Origin of the sequence: Methanobrevibacter sp. TMH8 (assembly GCF_020148105.1) — an archaeon.
Lineage (GTDB): Archaea > Methanobacteriota > Methanobacteria > Methanobacteriales > Methanobacteriaceae > Methanobinarius.
The window spans coordinates 15705-33246 of the sequence record NZ_JAHLZE010000028.1; the positions used below are offsets into that span (position 1 = coordinate 15705).

The following is a 17542-nucleotide window of genomic DNA, read 5'->3' on the forward strand; positions in this document are numbered from 1 at the left end:
GAATTTATTATATAAATTTATTTATATTATATACTAGATAAAATACTAGATAAATTAGATTTAAGTGATTTTTTAGACAATTAAAATAATTAGTACAATAAATAATAATAGCACTAAAATAATGCTAATAATAATAGTAGTAATAAATAAATAATCCTTATTTAAATAAATCTTATTAATTAAATATTTTATAGATAAATATATCTTCATTATATGATTATATTATTAGATTACTATATAATAATATAATATAAGTCCTATATAAAGAATTATATATGATAGATATATACTTTAAGATAAATTAAATAATTTAAATAATTAAAATAAATTAAATAAATAAAGATAAATAAAGATAGATTAAGATAAGTTAAAAAATAAAGTAAATATAAATTAAAATAATACTTTTTTTGGAGTTTAATATGTTTTGGAGGGTTAATAAAAATAAGCTTGATTTGTTATTTGTATTTTTTATAGCTATTTTTAGCTCAATTTTAGTTTATTTCTTAATCAATGCCAATAACAATTTAGGAATATATTGTTCAGATGTTTTTATTTATTTAACAAACTCTCTTCATTTTGCAGGATACAATATTGGGAAATCATCAACATTATATCTTTCTCCAGTGATTTGTTTTATAACTTCACTAATATTTAGAGCAGGATTTATAGATCAAACTGCAATATTTACTGTAACAGGAGTTTTCTTCCCAATAGCCTCAATAGGAGTTTATTTTTTAATAAGACTAAAATTAAATGAAATAATGAGTCTTTTTGGAGCCATTCTATTTTCTAGTTTTTCATTGAATATATTATGGGCAGCAAATGGATCATTAGATATACCAGCTGTTGCTTTTTCAATATGGACTATTTATTTTGCAATTTTAGCTATTGATAGAAATCCAAAATATTTTTTATTATCTTTTCCAATATTTGTATTAGGATTCTTCACAAGATATACTGTTGGATTTATCCTTCCAATTATAGCATTATATATTTTATTTAATATAGATATATTTAACAATACAAAAGAAAGGTTAAAGGTTTTTACTAAGAAAAAATTAATTTTAAAAAGATTTAAAGATTTAATTACTTCAAAAAACTTCAAATATTTTGTAATAGGAGTTATAATTGCTTTAATATTATTTTCATCAGTTTTAATGATAATAAATAGAATGGGATCTGATTTAACATTTATTACTCAAGCACAAGATGCTGTTTCTGGAGACAAAGGTTCATCAATTGATCCAGGATTTAATCCAGCCCCATATTTTTATTTAACAAATCTTCCTAATTTTATATCTTCAGAGAATATTGGATTTAAGGAAGCGATTCCAGTATTATATAATCCTTCAATTCTATCATATTTTATCCTTGGCATTATATTAATAAGTGGATTAATTTATATTTTAGATAAAACAATTAAAAAACAAAAGAAAAGAAAATATAAAAAGGAAAATAAAAATAAAAAAGATAAAAATGATATAAAAAATGTACTAAATAGAAACAAAAAAATTATTTCAATTTTTATAATAAGTATAATAATTATTTTTACTTATAAAGGAATTTCTTCTATTATCAGTGAAATTTTATTCTTAATTAACATTTTATTTATTTTTAACATACTTAATACGAATATTAATAGTAATAACGAGAATAATAAAGATAATAAAGATAATAAGAATAAAAATATTTCATTCATTGAAAAAGAAGACATTATAACTAATAAAGAAACAAAAACTTTAAATCTTAATTTATTAATGATCTCTTGGTTTTTCATTTATTTAATCTTCTTTAGTTTTAGTGATGTGAAAGTAGATAGATATTTTATAACTGTGCTCCCAGTTATTGCGTATTTTGCAGCTTACTCTCTTGATTTTCTTATTAAAACTTTAACTAGTAGAAATTTTATTAATAGAAATGATAAGAATCATGAAAGCAATGATGAAAATATAAATGATGAAAATGGTCAAAATAATAAGGATAATGAAAATTATGATAACAATACAAAAAATACTAATAAAAAGATTATACAAAATATAGTGCCTATATTACTTATAATATTATTCATAGGATCAGCTTTTGCTAATATAGAAAAAATTCCTACTGAAAATAACCTAGTTGATGAACCAATTGTGATTTCACAATGGCTTATGAATTATGATCCAAATTATAATAATTCAATTATATGGGTATATAATGTTCGTTATTATACATGGTATTTAAAGATGAATGTTATAGGGGCTTATGAAAAAGATATTCCAAAATTAGAAAAAAACAATGTTACTTATTACATTTCCAAAAATATTTCAAAAGAAAATTATACTATTGCAAATTATACTATAATCAAAAAATTTGATGATGTCTATATTTATAAAAGAAACACCTGAAAAACAATGAAATATGGAAAGATCGGGAAAAATAAAAATAGATAAAAATAAAAAATCAAATCTATAAAATAATATAATAAAAGAAAAATAGATCAAAAAAATCTGAAAGAGAATATAGGTGAAAAAATGAAAATTTTACATGTCGTTCCAATATTTTATCCTTGTTTAGCTGCTGGAGGAGTGGTTAATGCAGTTTACCAGCTTGGTAAAAAACAAGCTCAACAAGGAAATGATGTGTCTGTCTTTACAACAGATAGTTGCAAAGAACCTATGAACCTTAAAAAAAGATATGATGTAGATGTAGATGGTATAAAAACTTATTATTTTAAAAACTTATCAAATTCATTTAAAAATAAATTAACAATAGATACCCCATATGCTTTACCGTTTAAACTGAAAAATGAAATTAAAAATTATGATATCGTACATATACATGAACATAGACATTCATTAGCCATTATAGCTACCCATTATGCAATTAAAAATGAAATTCCTTATGTTTTACAAGCTCATGGATCAGTGCTTCCTTTTTTCCAAAAAGAAAAAATGAAAGAGGTTTTTGATAAATTATGGGGATTTAATATTCTCCATAATGCTTCTAAAGTCTTTGCCTTAACAGAAGTTGAGAAAAAACAATATTTAAAAATGAGAGTAGAAGAAAAAAATATAGAAATAGTACCATTAGGAATTGATTTAGAAGAATATGAAAATTTACCTAAGAAAGGAAATTTCAGACAAAAATACAATATTAGTAATGATGATAAACTATTATTATTTGTTGGGAGAATACATAAAATAAAAGGTTTAGATCTTTTAATTGAATCTTTTAGTCATTTAAATGATTTAAAAAATGTGAAATTAGCTATTGTTGGTCCTGATGATGGATTTTTAGATGAATTAAATAAATTAATTGAAAAATTTAATATAAATCCAGAAAATATTATTATAACTGGCCCATTATATAATAAAGATAAAAAAGAAGCCATTGTAGATTGTGATATATTTATTATGCCTTCACAGTATGAATCATTCACAACTAGTGGCCTTGAAGCTATGGCTTGTGGAAAACCAATAATTTTAACTGAAAATAATCACATACACATTTGGGTAAATGAAAATGTTGGTTTATCTTGTGAATATCAAAAAGAAGATCTTTCAGATAAAATTAAAAAACTGCTTAAAAATCCTGAATTAATGGAATTCTATGGAAAAAATGGTTTAAAAGAAGTTAAAGAGAAATACAATTGGGATTCCGTTGAAAAGCAAGTTAAGTCCATTTATGAAGACGTAGTTAATAATAAAAAAAGACATAGTTAATAATAATAAAAAAAATAATAAAAATAAATATTCCTAAAAATAAAAATATTTTAGATAATGAAATTCTACATAAATTCTCTGTTTATACAAATATTTAAATCAAAGAAAAGAAATATATTAAGATGTTATAGTTAAAGTACTATATTTTAATATAAGTTATCTAGAAAATTATTACAATGATACTATGAAAGTTGTAGCATGTGAAAAATGTGGGGCTAAATATCAAATTGATGATAATGAATCCGTTAATGATTATGAATGCTCTGTTTGTGCTGGGAACTTAATAGAAGTTGAAGAATATCCTTCTACTTATTCAGCTATAAATCAAAATCATAGCAATAATCTTTATCAGAATCAAGATAACCCAAATTCACAAATTGTATATTGTGAAAGTTGTGGTTTAAAATATAGTATTGATAAAAACGAATACCCTGAAGATTACGAGTGTTCAAGCTGTTTTGGGAATTTACGTTATATTGATGAAGAACTTAATGAAAATCTTGAAAAACGTTTGAAACTAAGACAGCGAAATATAGATTCTAATTCTAAAATTAATTCTAATTCTGATTATCTTAAACCAATAAATCAACAAAATATTCCTGATTCTAAATGGAATGATATTGAAAATAAAAATAGTATAAATAATAATGATAACAACAATATCAATAATTCCAACACTATTAATTCTAATTCTAATAATAATTTTAATAATAGTTCTAATAATAAAAATTCAAATTATAGTAACTCTGAATCTAATTCTAATTCTAAATCTAATTTTAAATCTGATGTAAATTATAATTCAAGTTCAAAATTTGAATCACCTATTGTTTCTCCTATCAATGATGGAAGTACAGAGGAAATTGATAAAAAATTAAGAACTCAAATGAATAATAAATTTTTTAATAATGTAACTCAAGAATATAAAGATATTGTTGATTCAAATTTTAATGATATAGAAAAAAGAGAAGAAAAGAATTCTAAAATTTCTATATTCGATAGAATTGCAAAAAATAGGGAAATGAATGAAAATGAGGGGAAAAAAGAAGAAATTTCTGAAAGTATAACTAATGATAGAGAAATAGATAATTTAGATAGTTTCCCTAATACAACTGATGAAAAAATTGATGAAATTATTAATAAAAATAATAAAAAACAAGAGTTAGTACCACACCCAAATATTAAAAATACTTCTTATCATGATGTTTATATTGTAGCTGGACTTATATTGGTATTAATTGGTTTTGGTGACATTCTTTTATCTCAAAGAGTATATAGCGTAATATTCATAATTATTGGTTTTATTCTCTTTGGCATTGGTGTAATGCAAAACAAAAAATATTCTGCTACTGAAAAAAGAGGTAGAATTATCAGAAAAAAACTTTTAACTCTTCCTGAAAACTTTTATGTGCTTTATTTTGTTAAATCTCCAAATGCAAACGATGGTATCAATCATGTTGTTGTAGGAGCTTCTGGAATATTTGCTATAGTAAGTCAAAGTTACAATGAAAAAGAAGATAAAGAAAAACCTAAAATTGATACAGAGAATCTTAATTTAATTAATAAATCAAAATTAGATAATTTCGATTTACTAGGTATTTCTGACATTGTAGATCAAGCCAATAATAACTATGAGAGTAATAAGAAAATTGTTGAAGAAAATATTCCTGTTGAAAATAAACAAACAAAAGTTGGAAAATTCAAATTTAGAGAAACTCCACTTAAATTTGAGAATAATAACAAAATAAAACAAAAATCTATACAATTAAGTGAAGAATTAATTGATTTTTTAAATGAAAATGGGTTAAAAAACTGTTATGTTGAACCATTAGTTGGTTTTGTGAATAATGATGTAGCAATTATCAATATGCCTTTAACTGATGAAGATCTATTTTTAGATGAACTTATATACAAAATAATTCATGGAAACAGACAATTAGATGATGTAACAACCCATAAAGTCGCTGTTCTTCTTTCACAATATTCAACAGAATGTTCTTCATGAATATTTTATTTAAAAATTACTTTAATAATATATTATAATATTTGTATATCTCTCTAATATCTATAATATACTAATAATTTACTAATAATCAATTAGTAATCTATTACTAATTATTAATAATCTATTAATAATCTTATTTATTTACATATAATAATTAAAGAAATTAGGTCGCTTTATGAGTATAATAAACTATTTTTACAAACATTACCAAAATTTTAAAAAAAATAAATATAAAAATAAGGTAAAAAAGGTAGCTAAAAGTATTGGAAAAGATTTAAAAGTTAATGGACCTAGCTATGTTACTTCAAATACAATACTTGGAAATAATATCAACTTTAATGGTATGAAAATACAAGGAAAAGGAAAAGTAACAATAGGAGATAATTTTCATTCTGGAATTGAATGTATGATAATTACTGATATCCACAACTATGATAAAGGAACAGCTATCCCCTATGATAATACAATAATCTCAAAAGATATATTTATAGAAGATAACGTATGGTTAGGAAATAGAGTTATGATACTTCCTGGAGTTACAATAGAAGAAGGAGCAATAATTCAAGCGGGAAGCGTTGTTGTTAAAGATATTCCTAAATATGCAATTGCAGGAGGCCATCCTGCTAAAGTCTTTAAAAACAGAGATATTGAACACTATGAAAAATTGAAAAAAGAAAATAAATTTCATTAAATATTTAATTCATGAATAATTATTTCATAAAAATAATTATTTTATATTATATGAAAATTATTTAAAATATTTATTGTTATATTGGTTAGTTATCGTAATTTGTAGGATCTTCGATATTTGCTTCAATAAATGCTCTTTTTCTTCTAACACAAGATTCACAAATACCACAATGATTATTTTTTCCAGTATAACAAGAATAGCTAATATTCATAGGAGCATTAATTTTTTTACCAAGTTCAACGATTTCTTTTTTGTTTAAATCTATAAGAGGGGCTTTAATTTCAATTTTGTCTGAAGATTTAGTTCCAATACCAATCAACTGATTGAAACTATCTAAAAACTCTTTTGAATTATCTGGAAAAGTAGCTGCTTCCTCTTTATCCCAACCAACTATAATAATTTCTGCACCTTCACTTTCTGCAAAAGAAGTAGCAATAGCTGTGAAAACTATATTTCGACCAGGAACCCAAACTGCTTTTGCTGTGTCATTACTAACAGATATATTATCAATATCTTCAAAATTTACCTTAGGAATTTCATTATCACTAGTAAGAGAAGAATTTCCAAGGTTAGCTAGCCATTTAATATCAATTATAGCATGTTCCATTCCCAAAAAATCACAAATTAATTTTGCAGAGTTAATTTCTTGCTTTAAACTTTTTTGCCCATAATCAAAAGTTATTGCATGGATATCATAATCCTTTGAAAAATAAGCAGTAGCAATGGTTGAATCTAATCCTCCAGAAAGAACAGAAATAGCTTTTTTCTTTTTATTTAATCCATTATCTTTAAAACTCATAATATCTTATTACATTATATTATTATATTATATTTTATTATACTAAATTAAATTATATTATACTCTACTATATTTTATTATATTTTATTATTATATTAATTATATCAATTTATTATAGAATTAGTTTATATTATATCTTATTAAGAATTAATTAATTTATAATAAATATTAATAGTTACTAATAATTATTAATAATTATTTTTATTAATAACAATTAATTAAAGAAAATTTATAATAATAAAATCAAATAAATATACTAAATTATATTAAATATATTAAAATATGTTAGAATAATTAGAATATTTTAATCAATTATATTAAATTATATTTAATAATATCTAATAATATTATGCAATATTGAATATATAATAAATAATATTTAAATAATTAAGCTAAATACTAAACTAATATTAATAAAAATATATCACGAATAGGGAAAAATAATGAAAAGAAGTGAACTGATAAAAAAAGCTATTTTAATAATAATCATATTTTCAATAGCTATTGTAGCAAGTATATTTACTACAGTAATGTTTAAAGATGATGTTGGAAATGGTGTTTGGGTTCAAGGAGAAAATATGAACAAAGTAAACCTAGATGCCTTATCTAATAATGGTATTAAAAACATATTTCTACATTCAAGTGCAGTTGACAGATTTGGTGAAAAAAATGTTAGTAATTGGATAAAAAAAGCTAATGCTAAAGATATTAAGGTTCATATATGGGTTCAAAGTTTTCGTGATGGGAACAAATGGGTTAATCCAATTAATACAACAACGAAAACCTTCAATTTTCCCTATTTTGATTCAAAAGTAGAAGAGATTGAGAAATATTCTGAAATTCCAGGAGTTAGTGGTATTCAGCTAGATTATCTTAGGTATCCTGGAAATGCTTATAAATATGATTACCCCAATGGAATAACTTCTACTAATGCTATAAATAAATTTGTATCTATGGTTAGCGATAAAATAAAAGATAAAAATATTACACTATCAATAACTGTTATGCCAGAACGTGAAGATGAAAAATATTATGGGCAAGATATTTGGACATTATCTTATTATGCTGATGCAATTATTCCAATGGCCTATGCAGGTAACTACAATCAAAATTCTAGTTGGGTAAAATCCATAGCTACCTACTTTAAAAAGGAAGCTATGTGGTCTAAAGTATGTATTGGAATACAAACTTATGATAGTGATACTAATCTAACATCTTTACCAGCTAGTAAAATAAAAGAAAATGCCCAAGCTGCTTTAAATGGCGGAGCAGACAGTATTGCCTTATTTAATTGGGAAATGATGAAAAACTGGTTTAATCTAAGAGAACTTTCTTAAAAATATTCATGAAAAAAATTATTGATGAAATCAGATGAAAAATATAGAAATAAAAAAGGGTAGAAATATATAAATATTATAACAAATATAATATTATTAAGTCTGGGTAAGTCCTTATAGTTCCGTTGCAATATTGTGGCGGATCTCTTTTGAGATAATGTGGCTATAAGGCACGGGCCTTTTAATAATAGTAAATATTATGTTTTTTATTTATTTTCTCAATATATCCATTTTCTTGTCTTTCAAATTTTTGAAAACAAGCTCCTGCTATTAAATCTGCAAATTGTATTCCAATAATTTTTTCAGAAGAATTTTCTTTTATTTTCGAATTTTTAAATTCATTAATACTTAAAATCTTAAGTTCTAATTCTTTTATTTTATTTAATGGTAAGAAAGAGTCTATAGTTAAGTCAAAAGATTCTTTAAAATATATTTCATTTAATAATTTAATTATCATATCAACATAAATATCGTTCATGTTTTTTCTTTGAAGCAAATGTTTCAATCGTATCTTATTTAAAACAATAGAATATGCTTCAAATTCAATATTATTTAATTCTTCAAGAAAATGTAATCTTAATTCTTTTGAAAGATGATAAAACTTAATTTCTCTGACATTTTTAATTTTTTCTTAAATTTAAATCTTTTAGATCTTTTAACAATATATTTTAACTTTTTTGGACTTTTTTTTATAATTAATATACTTATAATGAAATATTTTGAGCCATTTATTCCCATATCACCACTTTCATCTAAATATATTTTAATCATACTTAAAAGTTATTTTTTATTACATAAATATATTACTATTTAATAAAAAAATATTAATATTTGTATTATATAATTTGAATTATTTTAATATTTTGAAATATTTAAAAAATCTCGATCTTCAGGAGTTAAAAAAGATATATCTTTTTTATATTTATCCTTAATATTTTTATGATAAAACCTATTAGAAAAATTAGAATTTTTAAAATCATCAAAAACATAAACTGGAACATTTTCATGAACATATTTAGTAAAATGAGTATTTCTAAATATTACAAATAATAATTTATTTTTATTATCATAATAAACTCTTTCAAAAGCAATATTATTTAAAAACAAATTCATAAAATCAATACCCTATACATAAAAGATTAATATAGCAAACACAAGGAATAGTTTTTATTCCTAACTAAACATTAAAAATTTCATATTAGCTGAATAATAATCAATTCTTTATAAATTAAGTATTAATCAACCAATATAGCTAAATAATAATAAACTCTTTACAAATTAAATATTAATCAATCAAGACCATCTAAATACTTTTTAATTTCAAAATTAGCTATTTCAGAAACTTCATTTAAAGGAATATCTCTTTTAGATGCAATTTTTTTGATGTCTTCATATTCTGGTCTTGAAGATATAATTTCGTCTCCGATAAAACCTATTTTGAAGGTTATTTCTTCTTCTTTATCTTGAACATTAACATTGAGAGAAATTATTTTTCTACTAGCTATTCCTCTATGAGTTTGTTCAGATATTCTAATTCCTAAAGTTCCAGTTTCCTTAAAAATAACATCCAAGAGTTTATTTGTTGTATCTTTCTTTGAAATTACCTTAAGCAATTGTCCTGGGCGATTTTTTTTCATTAATACTGGAATAATAGCTACATCCCTTGCTCCTTCTTTCATTAATTTTTCAAACAAATATCCAACTGTTTCTCCAGAAAGGTGGTCAATATTGGTTTCAATTACATCAATTGTCTGAGATTTTACTTCAGATTTTCCTTTAATAAGTCTGAGTACATTTGGAAAATCAAAATCTTTTCTTCCAGAACCATAACCAGTAGCTGTTGATTTTATTATAGGTTGAAAATCCTTAAATTCATCACATAATTCAAGATATAGGGCAACTCCCGTAGGAGTGCCAAGTTCACTAGCTACAGGCCCCCCATAATATGAAACATTAGTGTTATTTAACATTTCCACAACTACTGGAGCAGGAATTGGGATTTTACCATGAGAACTATTTGTTGTCCCTCCTCCTAGAGCTATTGGTAAACCTATAACATTTTCATCAGAATTATTAAATCCCATTCTACAGTAAGCAAATACAGATCCAATAATATCAGCAACTGCATCAGCAGCACCAACTTCATGGAAATGAATTTCTTCTAATAATTTCCCATGAATTTTTGATTCAGCTTTAGCTATTCTTTCAAATACATTCTTTGAAATAGCAAAAACATCTTCAATAATATCTTTAGAAAATACACTATCTTCATTTGCCATTTCATTCTTTTTTATTTCATTAATTTCAGATAACAAATTATTATAAGATATAGAATGATTATTATGGTTATTTTCATCAAGGATTTCCACTTCTAAAAATGTAGATTCAATTCCAGCTTTATTAACCTTTTTTATATTAATATTTGCTCCACCAAAGCCACGTGTAACAGTTTCCATGACTTGCTTAATCTCATTAGAATTACATCCTAAATCAATAAAAGCCCCTGCAATCATATTTCCAGCTATTCCTGCACTTTGAGGATCTATTATAAGTACCATGAAATTCTTTCCTTAATTATAAAATGTTATTTAGAATATTTAAGCAAATATAAATATTTAATAAAATATTTAATTAAAAATATTGAATTAAAATATATTAAATCTTTTATAATAAATATGTTAAATAACATAAATAATACTATTGAATTAAATTAAAATTAATTAAATAATTGAGTAAATAATTAAGTAAATAATTAAATAAAAATTAAATAAAATCTAATAGTAAATAAAATTATTAAAATTACTAAATAATTATACTAAAAATTATAAATAAGATTATATATAGCTAAATTATAAATAACTACATTATAAATTAGAGGATTTATCTAATAATCATGATAATATTTATTTAAATATAGTTCTATGAGGGATTGTTTTGAAAAATAGAAAAACAAAATTAAAATCAAAGAAGAAGAACATGGAAATATTTGATAATGTAAAACTTCATAGTGACTATGATTATTTCTATATTGAAAATTCTGATTATTTTTTAACATTTACAGATACAAATAATGAAAATCAAGAAAATAATGGAATCGATATTGTAGAAAACATAATCATATTATTAAAAAATTACAATGATAATAATGACTTTAAATCCTCTTTAGACTCATTTAAAAGTGAAATGAAAATAAATGATAATTTTCATAATTACAATAGCTATAATAGCTATATTGCTCAAGAATATCCCATTGAAAATATAGATTACTTCATAGAATCATCCCCCCATTTAGCTATAATTAATTTTATAAATAATAATATTAATCTTACAAAAGTAACTGAAAATCTTCATATGGCAAAAGTTAAAAGGGGTTATGACTCAATAAACCTGGATTTGAATCAAATTATTTATATAAATGAAAATTTAACCTTGAAGGATTTGATTAAGCTATATAAAATAGCTATTGAAACAAAAATTAAATATTTTGAATATTTACAATTACCAGAACATATTCAAGATAGTATTAATAATAATGAGTCATTAATATTAGCTTGTAAATCTCCGATTGAATTTAAAAAAGGGGAAACACAAGATCTAATGAAATTAATTAATTCAAAAAATGGAAATTCAGAAGAAAATTTACCAAATTCTGAAAAATTAGATGAAATAGAAAAAGAATTAATCAAAACTATGGTTAAAAGTTGTAATGACTCATTAAAAAATATGAACTTATCTTTTGGTATACTTGATTATATTATTGCTGAAGGAGTTACAATTGATTCTCTTGTGGATGCTGGAATGGAATTATGTGTTGGAATAGAAGATACTCCTGAAATAATGAAAGAAATAAGACTAAAGTTAAAAAACCAAATATTAAAATCACTTGAAGATTTAAATGTTATAGCTCTTTTAATGTCAGCTATACGGTGTGAAGAAGATTTCCAAAATAATAGACTTAGAGAAGTAGATGTAAGTGATGATCCAGCATATCTTTATACTGATGAAGTTTTAGGAATAGCTATCTCTAATCAAATAGCTGGAACCAAAGCTACTTTTAATTTCAAACGTTATGATGAAGAAAAACCTGGAATAATATCTGAATTAGGACCAATGGTTGATGATATCTTTGCAGGGCTTGTAGCTGGTTGTATGTCTAAAATATTTGAAGAATAAAAAGAATAAAAATAAGAATAATGAAAATAATAATGATAATAATGATTTAATAGAAGCGATATAAATGACTGATAAAAACAAAGAAAAAGATGATTATTTTAATAATGAAAAGAGTTCTCCTTTAAGATCTATTGGAGGATTAATTACTTTTTCAACTATCCTTCCATTAAATATTTATACAAATATTGAAGAAATGGCAAAAATGACATGGTTTTGGCCAGTTGTAAGTGCTTTTGTTGGATTAATTGCATTATTTATTGGATTTATTTTAAACATATTGAATTTTCCATTTTTTGTTACTTCAGCTATAATATATAGTTTTTTCATATGGTTCAATGGATTCCATCACCTTGACGGACTTATGGATGTAGGTGATGCTTTAATGGTTCATGGATCTCCAGAAAAGAAAATAAAAGTAATGAGAGATTCCATGATAGGGACTGGAGGAATAGCCCTATTCTTTATAGTTGCTATTATATCAGTTGCTCTTTTAGATTCTTTAATTTTAGCTGGAAGCTTAGCAGCTATTTTAATTTGTGAGATGTCTGCAAAAGTAGGATTAGTTAGCTGTTGTATTACTTCAAAATCAGGTCCTAATGGAACTGGAAAATATTTTATAGAATCCATGACAATTACAAAATTTGTAGTAGCATTAATAATAGCTATAATTATTGCATACTTCTTTGCTAGCTTTATTGGAATATTTGGAGTTTTAGGAGGAGTCTTTGGAGGATCATTAATGGCCCTTATTGGAAAAAATAACTTTGAAATAGCTACTGGAGATGTTTTAGGTGCTTCCAATGAAATAGGGAGACTTTTCTCCCTTTTATTTATGTTAATAGCTTTTATAATGTTTTAAATAATCTATAATTGATAAAATTAGTATAATTAATAGATAATTAATAGATAATAATTACTATAAATAAAAATTAGTATAACTAATATAATTAATTTAAATATAATTAATTTTTTGTGATAATAATGAATATTAATGTTTTAAGATTAGATCATAGGAAAAAAAGAGATGCTCGAATAACAACTCATGTGTGTCTAACATCAAGAGCTTTTGGTGCTTCAAAAACCTATTTAAGTGGGGAAGAGGATCAAAAACTGATGAAAAATGTTGAAGATGTAGTCGAACGTTGGGGAGGAGACTTTCAAGTAGAATATAAAAAAAGTTACATGAATTTAATCGAAGAATGGCAAAATAATGGTGGAGAGGTTATTCATTTAACAATGTATGGTTCACAAGTCCAAGATGTTATAGAAGAAATAAGAGAATCCCCAAAGGATAAGCTAATTGTAGTTGGAGGTTCTAGAGTTCCAACAAAAATATATAAAAAGTCAGATTATAATGTCTCTGTTACAAAACAACCTCATTCAGAAGTTGCATCATTAGCTGTTTTTCAACATATGTTAATGGATGGATCTGAATTTGATCTTGAATTTGATAATGCTGTTTTTGAAGTTATCCCAACAGCTGAAGGTAAACAAGTTAATATTCATGAAGAAAATAAAACTGATGATGAATGAATAAAAAACTAATAAAATTAATATGATTTTTTAAAAGAAATTATAAAATAAAATATTATTTAAATTAAAATAAAAGAATTGGAGAAAATTATAGATAGAAAAAATAATAAACAGATGAAAAATTAATTAAATCTCAATTCTATATTTCAATCTCTATTTTATCATAATTAACAATAGGAATTTTACTATTTTTACTACCTTCTTCTAATGTTATTAAACCTTCTTTTTCTAAATGTTTAACTTTTCTTTGTACATTACCTACATCCTTATTCATTAATTTAGCTAAATCTCTCATTGACTTAGGATGTTTATTTTTTATAAAATTTAATATCTCTAATTCTATCTTTCCAATACTCAAATCCTCTGTAAATATAGTTTTACCATCCTCAACTTCTTCATTTGGATGTTTTAAAAAATATTTCCAATCATCCAAATCATAATAGGCAATCATATTTTCAGGATCTTTTTTAACTATTCTTTCAAGCCCATCAAATGAACCATAAGCTTTTTCAAACTTTCGTATCATTCCTTTACCTGTAGTTTTTTTAATCATCTTTATTGATATCATAATTTAACTCCCTAAATAGTATTCTTTTATTAACTTTCCTAAGATCCATTATATGATTATGCACTATTTCATAAGCTTCCTCCATGTTATTTACCTTTATATTATGTTTTATCCCATGTAGTTGGAAATGTATATGTGGATAACCATGAAAGTTGTCTATTCTTATTTTAGGAGGCAATACAATTATTGCCCACCCTCTTTGTGTTAACCGACGATATAAAACATGATCTTGTATTACTGTTTTACTATCCATGTTATAGTATATATAAACCATATATATAAATGTTATGTTATTTTATACATAACTATTTTTATTTAAAAGGATAAATTATATAAAAAAATGATAAAAAATATTAAAAATTTAAAAAAGAATTGAATAAAAATATAACAAATATATCTTAATACAATATCCATAAAATAAATATATAAGATATATACAATTTAAAGAAATTAGTAAACTAATAGAAACTAATAAATAGATTCCCCATGAGCAATAGCTACAATTCCAGGAATGTCTTCTACTTCTAACATGAAAATAGCTTCTATCCCCTCTTCTTCATAAGCCACTACTTTTTTTGATTTGACAGAATTTGTTATAAGGGCAGCTACTGGAGGAGTGACTACAAAAATAGAATTTTCATTGTTAAGAGCAAGTTTTGTTTCTTCACTAAGAGATCCTTTACCAATATGAATCTTTACTCCTGCTTTAGCTAATTCTGGAATAGAAGATTCAATTTCTTCTTTATTACTTGTAGTAGGAGCTATTCCTGCATCACTAACAGCAGTATGCATAATAACACTACCTTTTAAGTCAAAAGGAATTTCATCTAGCCTGTCATTAGCTATTTTCTCTTTTAGCTTAGGAAGAACTGCATCCCTTCCTGTAAAAATAATTCCACTGATTAATATTTTATCCCCTACTTTCAAATCATTGATAGTTTCATTTGAGATAGGAGTTTCTATTTTTTTCATAGCAATCTTATTTAATTATATGTTTTAAATTATTAATATTATACTATTTTACTATTTTTAGAATACGATTTTTATTTATTGATACAACTTTACATATATTTTAAAAATTAAATGAAAATTAACTGTAAAAATTACTATTAATTGATAATATAAATTAAAATAAAAACAATTAATTTAAAATAAAAAACATTATTTTAAGATAAAAAAAATAAAAAAGTGAGATATTGAAAAATTGATAATCTCCCAATTAGATAGAATTTTTAGAGTTTTTTAATTTTTGAAAGGGGTAAGTTTGTTGTTTGAGATATTATTTCAAGTGAAATTCCTTTATTTTTTAAATTTTTAGCTATTGAAATTTTTTCTTCTTCTATGCCTTTTTTTATTCCTTGTTTTTCTGCATATTTTATCATGCCTTTTTTATCCCGTTCGGCTTGATCTGCTCGAATATAAGATATATATTCCTGTTTATCTTTTAAAATATGTAAAGTTTTTTCATAGACGTTTTTTGCAAATTCATCCATTTCAATCACCTTTTCAATTAAATTTTGAGGAGCTTTAACATCAAATAATAAAGTAATTCGATCTTCAGGATCGTTTAAATCAAATTTTCCATTTCTTAGTTTTTTTCTAAACTTTGCAAAATCTCCGATTTTGCAATGTTAGAAAATCTTTGATTTTCTAAATTTTACTAAGTCGATATTGTGTGTTTCTATTACATCATCTAATATGTATTCTTTATATGTTGTTTCTGTTAGTTTGAATGTGGTGTGGTATTTTTCTAGAGGATGTAGATTGAAACCTAGAATGTTTATTGTGATTACTAATGGTAGTTCATTGTAGTTTTCACCAGCACTTAGAAAAACTGAATTTAAACTAGAGTCATAGAAATGTGTTCTTTTGTGAAATTTTTCCTGTTTTTTAATCTGTGATTCTATATTAACAATGTTACCATCATTTGTCATGACTAAAACATCTGTAACAGATTTTTTATTACCTTCATGTTGTCCTTTCATTTCATTTGTTTCAAAACTCAAATCAGTACAGTTTCTTTTTGTGAAAGTATTTATTAAATGTAATGTTTCTTTTTCACATCCTCTCTCACCAAACAATTTACCAAAAAGAAAATCATTTAGAAGATTTATGTTTCTTTCCTCATTATCAATTATTATTTTAATATATTCACCTCTTATTTTTCAATTTTATATAATAAATATTTTTTCCTATAAAAACCATTGAAAGTTCAATATTAAATAATGACGAATGAACGTTCTGATATAATTATAATAAGGAATAAAATACTATATAACTTATTAAATAAGGTAATATATAAGTTATTCTAAAAAATAAAGGTAATATTATTATGAAATGAGAAAATAAACATTGAATAGGAAAATTGATAAGCAATACAAAAATTAACGAGGAATATGAAAATTTTTATCATTATGAAAAATTGATTTATAATAAAAAATAAAATAAAAATAATAAATAAATAAAAAATAGAAGAAAGGATAAAAAGAGTTAATTTATCCTTTGAATTGTTTTGGTTTTATTTTTAGTGTTTTAAGCTAATTGATTTTTTGTTGTTAGCTAATATTATTTCTTTGTTTTTGTTTTTGGGATCTATTTGGAAGTGTGCTATGCAGTATCTGTGGTTTGCTTTGTCTGGGAAGTAGCTGACGATTATTGATATTTTCTTTCCTGGAGCTATTGATTTGATTTTGATGTATTTGGTTTTGATTTTAACTCCGTTTCTCATATGGAAA

At 23.5% G+C, this 17542-nt stretch carries 18 protein-coding genes; 8 read left to right on the forward strand and 10 right to left on the reverse strand.

Annotation, left to right across the window (positions count from 1 at the left end; translation table 11 throughout):
- The first annotated feature begins 419 nt into the window (after positions 1-419).
- From KQY27_RS05785 to KQY27_RS05800, 4 genes are all read left to right on the forward strand, one after another.
- Positions 420-2387, forward strand: coding sequence for a glycosyltransferase family 39 protein (locus KQY27_RS05785; RefSeq protein WP_224425625.1), 1968 nt, complete (start codon positions 420-422; stop codon positions 2385-2387).
- 126 nt (positions 2388-2513) lie between these two features.
- Positions 2514-3704 carry a glycosyltransferase gene (locus KQY27_RS05790; RefSeq protein ID WP_224425626.1) on the forward strand — a complete coding sequence of 397 codons (1191 nt, stop codon included), beginning with the start codon at positions 2514-2516 and terminating at the stop codon, positions 3702-3704.
- Positions 3705-3888: 184 nt separating this feature from the next.
- Positions 3889-5706 (forward strand): hypothetical protein, encoded by a 1818-nt coding sequence (locus KQY27_RS05795; RefSeq protein WP_224425627.1) that lies wholly within the window; start codon positions 3889-3891, stop codon positions 5704-5706.
- A 175-nt stretch (positions 5707-5881) separates the two neighbouring features.
- On the forward strand, positions 5882-6397 hold the full coding sequence (locus tag KQY27_RS05800; protein WP_224425628.1) for an acyltransferase: 516 nt from the start codon (positions 5882-5884) through the stop codon (positions 6395-6397).
- Positions 6398-6482: 85 nt separating this feature from the next.
- Here KQY27_RS05800 and queC read toward each other — a convergent pair whose 3' ends face one another.
- Positions 6483-7196: a 7-cyano-7-deazaguanine synthase QueC gene (gene queC / locus KQY27_RS05805; protein ID WP_224425629.1), complete on the reverse strand. Its 714-nt coding sequence runs from the start codon at positions 7194-7196 to the stop codon at positions 6483-6485.
- Between the two features lie 443 nt (positions 7197-7639).
- On the opposite strand from queC, the gene KQY27_RS05810 reads away from it, so the two are divergent.
- Entirely contained in the window at positions 7640-8533 is an 894-nt protein-coding gene (locus KQY27_RS05810; protein ID WP_224425630.1) for a putative glycoside hydrolase, read from the forward strand.
- A gap of 181 nt (positions 8534-8714) precedes the next feature.
- Here KQY27_RS05810 and KQY27_RS09265 read toward each other — a convergent pair whose 3' ends face one another.
- From KQY27_RS09265 to larC, 3 genes are all read right to left on the reverse strand, one after another.
- Entirely contained in the window at positions 8715-9158 is a 444-nt protein-coding gene (locus KQY27_RS09265; RefSeq protein ID WP_342765747.1) for a DUF3800 domain-containing protein, read from the reverse strand.
- Between the two features lie 230 nt (positions 9159-9388).
- Positions 9389-9646, reverse strand: a complete 258-nt coding sequence (locus KQY27_RS05820; protein ID WP_224425631.1) for a KTSC domain-containing protein — start codon at positions 9644-9646, stop codon at positions 9389-9391.
- 176 nt (positions 9647-9822) lie between these two features.
- Positions 9823-11091, reverse strand: coding sequence for a nickel pincer cofactor biosynthesis protein LarC (gene larC, locus KQY27_RS05825; protein WP_224425632.1), 1269 nt, complete (start codon positions 11089-11091; stop codon positions 9823-9825).
- 376 nt (positions 11092-11467) lie between these two features.
- Here larC and KQY27_RS05830 point away from each other — a divergent pair, with 376 nt between their 5' ends.
- From KQY27_RS05830 to KQY27_RS05840, 3 genes are all read left to right on the forward strand, one after another.
- Positions 11468-12706 carry a phosphatidylglycerophosphatase A gene (locus tag KQY27_RS05830; protein WP_224425633.1) on the forward strand — a complete coding sequence of 413 codons (1239 nt, stop codon included), beginning with the start codon at positions 11468-11470 and terminating at the stop codon, positions 12704-12706.
- 64 nt (positions 12707-12770) lie between these two features.
- Complete coding sequence (gene cobS, locus KQY27_RS05835) at positions 12771-13565, forward strand: adenosylcobinamide-GDP ribazoletransferase (protein ID WP_224425634.1); 795 nt, start codon at positions 12771-12773, stop codon at positions 13563-13565.
- 119 nt (positions 13566-13684) lie between these two features.
- A complete protein-coding gene (locus KQY27_RS05840; RefSeq protein ID WP_224425639.1) occupies positions 13685-14239 on the forward strand; it encodes a tRNA (cytidine(56)-2'-O)-methyltransferase in 555 nt (184 codons plus the stop codon).
- A gap of 139 nt (positions 14240-14378) precedes the next feature.
- Here KQY27_RS05840 and KQY27_RS05845 read toward each other — a convergent pair whose 3' ends face one another.
- From KQY27_RS05845 to KQY27_RS05870, 6 genes are all read right to left on the reverse strand, one after another.
- Positions 14379-14807: a MarR family transcriptional regulator gene (locus tag KQY27_RS05845; protein ID WP_224425635.1), complete on the reverse strand. Its 429-nt coding sequence runs from the start codon at positions 14805-14807 to the stop codon at positions 14379-14381.
- Complete coding sequence (locus KQY27_RS05850) at positions 14785-15060, reverse strand: hypothetical protein (RefSeq protein WP_224425636.1); 276 nt, start codon at positions 15058-15060, stop codon at positions 14785-14787. Before KQY27_RS05850 ends, KQY27_RS05845 begins: the two co-directional genes overlap by 23 nt.
- A gap of 215 nt (positions 15061-15275) precedes the next feature.
- Positions 15276-15779, reverse strand: coding sequence for a fumarate hydratase C-terminal domain-containing protein (locus KQY27_RS05855; protein ID WP_224425637.1), 504 nt, complete (start codon positions 15777-15779; stop codon positions 15276-15278).
- 260 nt (positions 15780-16039) lie between these two features.
- On the reverse strand, positions 16040-16300 hold the full coding sequence (locus KQY27_RS05860; protein ID WP_224425638.1) for a hypothetical protein: 261 nt from the start codon (positions 16298-16300) through the stop codon (positions 16040-16042).
- Positions 16301-16438: 138 nt separating this feature from the next.
- Positions 16439-16969, reverse strand: coding sequence for an Rpn family recombination-promoting nuclease/putative transposase (locus tag KQY27_RS05865; RefSeq protein ID WP_342765748.1), 531 nt, complete (start codon positions 16967-16969; stop codon positions 16439-16441).
- A gap of 362 nt (positions 16970-17331) precedes the next feature.
- On the reverse strand, positions 17332-17542 hold a 211-nt coding region (locus tag KQY27_RS05870), incomplete at its 5' end, for a hypothetical protein (RefSeq protein WP_224425562.1).

Bases quoted from the DNA above. Each gene is read 5' to 3' on its own strand.
- KQY27_RS05820 (WP_224425631.1), bottom strand. From the start codon at position 9,646: ATGAATTTGTTTTTAAATAATATTGCTTTTGAAAGAGTTTATTATGAT.
- KQY27_RS05845 (WP_224425635.1), bottom strand. From the start codon at position 14,807: ATGATATCAATAAAGATGATTAAAAAAACTACAGGTAAAGGAATGATA.
- KQY27_RS05850 (WP_224425636.1), bottom strand. From the start codon at position 15,060: ATGGATAGTAAAACAGTAATACAAGATCATGTTTTATATCGTCGGTTA.
- KQY27_RS05860 (WP_224425638.1), bottom strand. From the start codon at position 16,300: ATGGATGAATTTGCAAAAAACGTCTATGAAAAAACTTTACATATTTTA.
- KQY27_RS05795 (WP_224425627.1), top strand. From the start codon at position 3,889: ATGAAAGTTGTAGCATGTGAAAAATGTGGGGCTAAATATCAAATTGAT.
- queC (WP_224425629.1), bottom strand. From the start codon at position 7,196: ATGAGTTTTAAAGATAATGGATTAAATAAAAAGAAAAAAGCTATTTCT.
- KQY27_RS05790 (WP_224425626.1), top strand. From the start codon at position 2,514: ATGAAAATTTTACATGTCGTTCCAATATTTTATCCTTGTTTAGCTGCT.
- KQY27_RS05785 (WP_224425625.1), top strand. From the start codon at position 420: ATGTTTTGGAGGGTTAATAAAAATAAGCTTGATTTGTTATTTGTATTT.
- KQY27_RS05810 (WP_224425630.1), top strand. From the start codon at position 7,640: ATGAAAAGAAGTGAACTGATAAAAAAAGCTATTTTAATAATAATCATA.
- KQY27_RS05855 (WP_224425637.1), bottom strand. From the start codon at position 15,779: ATGAAAAAAATAGAAACTCCTATCTCAAATGAAACTATCAATGATTTG.
- cobS (WP_224425634.1), top strand. From the start codon at position 12,771: ATGACTGATAAAAACAAAGAAAAAGATGATTATTTTAATAATGAAAAG.
- larC (WP_224425632.1), bottom strand. From the start codon at position 11,091: ATGGTACTTATAATAGATCCTCAAAGTGCAGGAATAGCTGGAAATATG.
- KQY27_RS05800 (WP_224425628.1), top strand. From the start codon at position 5,882: ATGAGTATAATAAACTATTTTTACAAACATTACCAAAATTTTAAAAAA.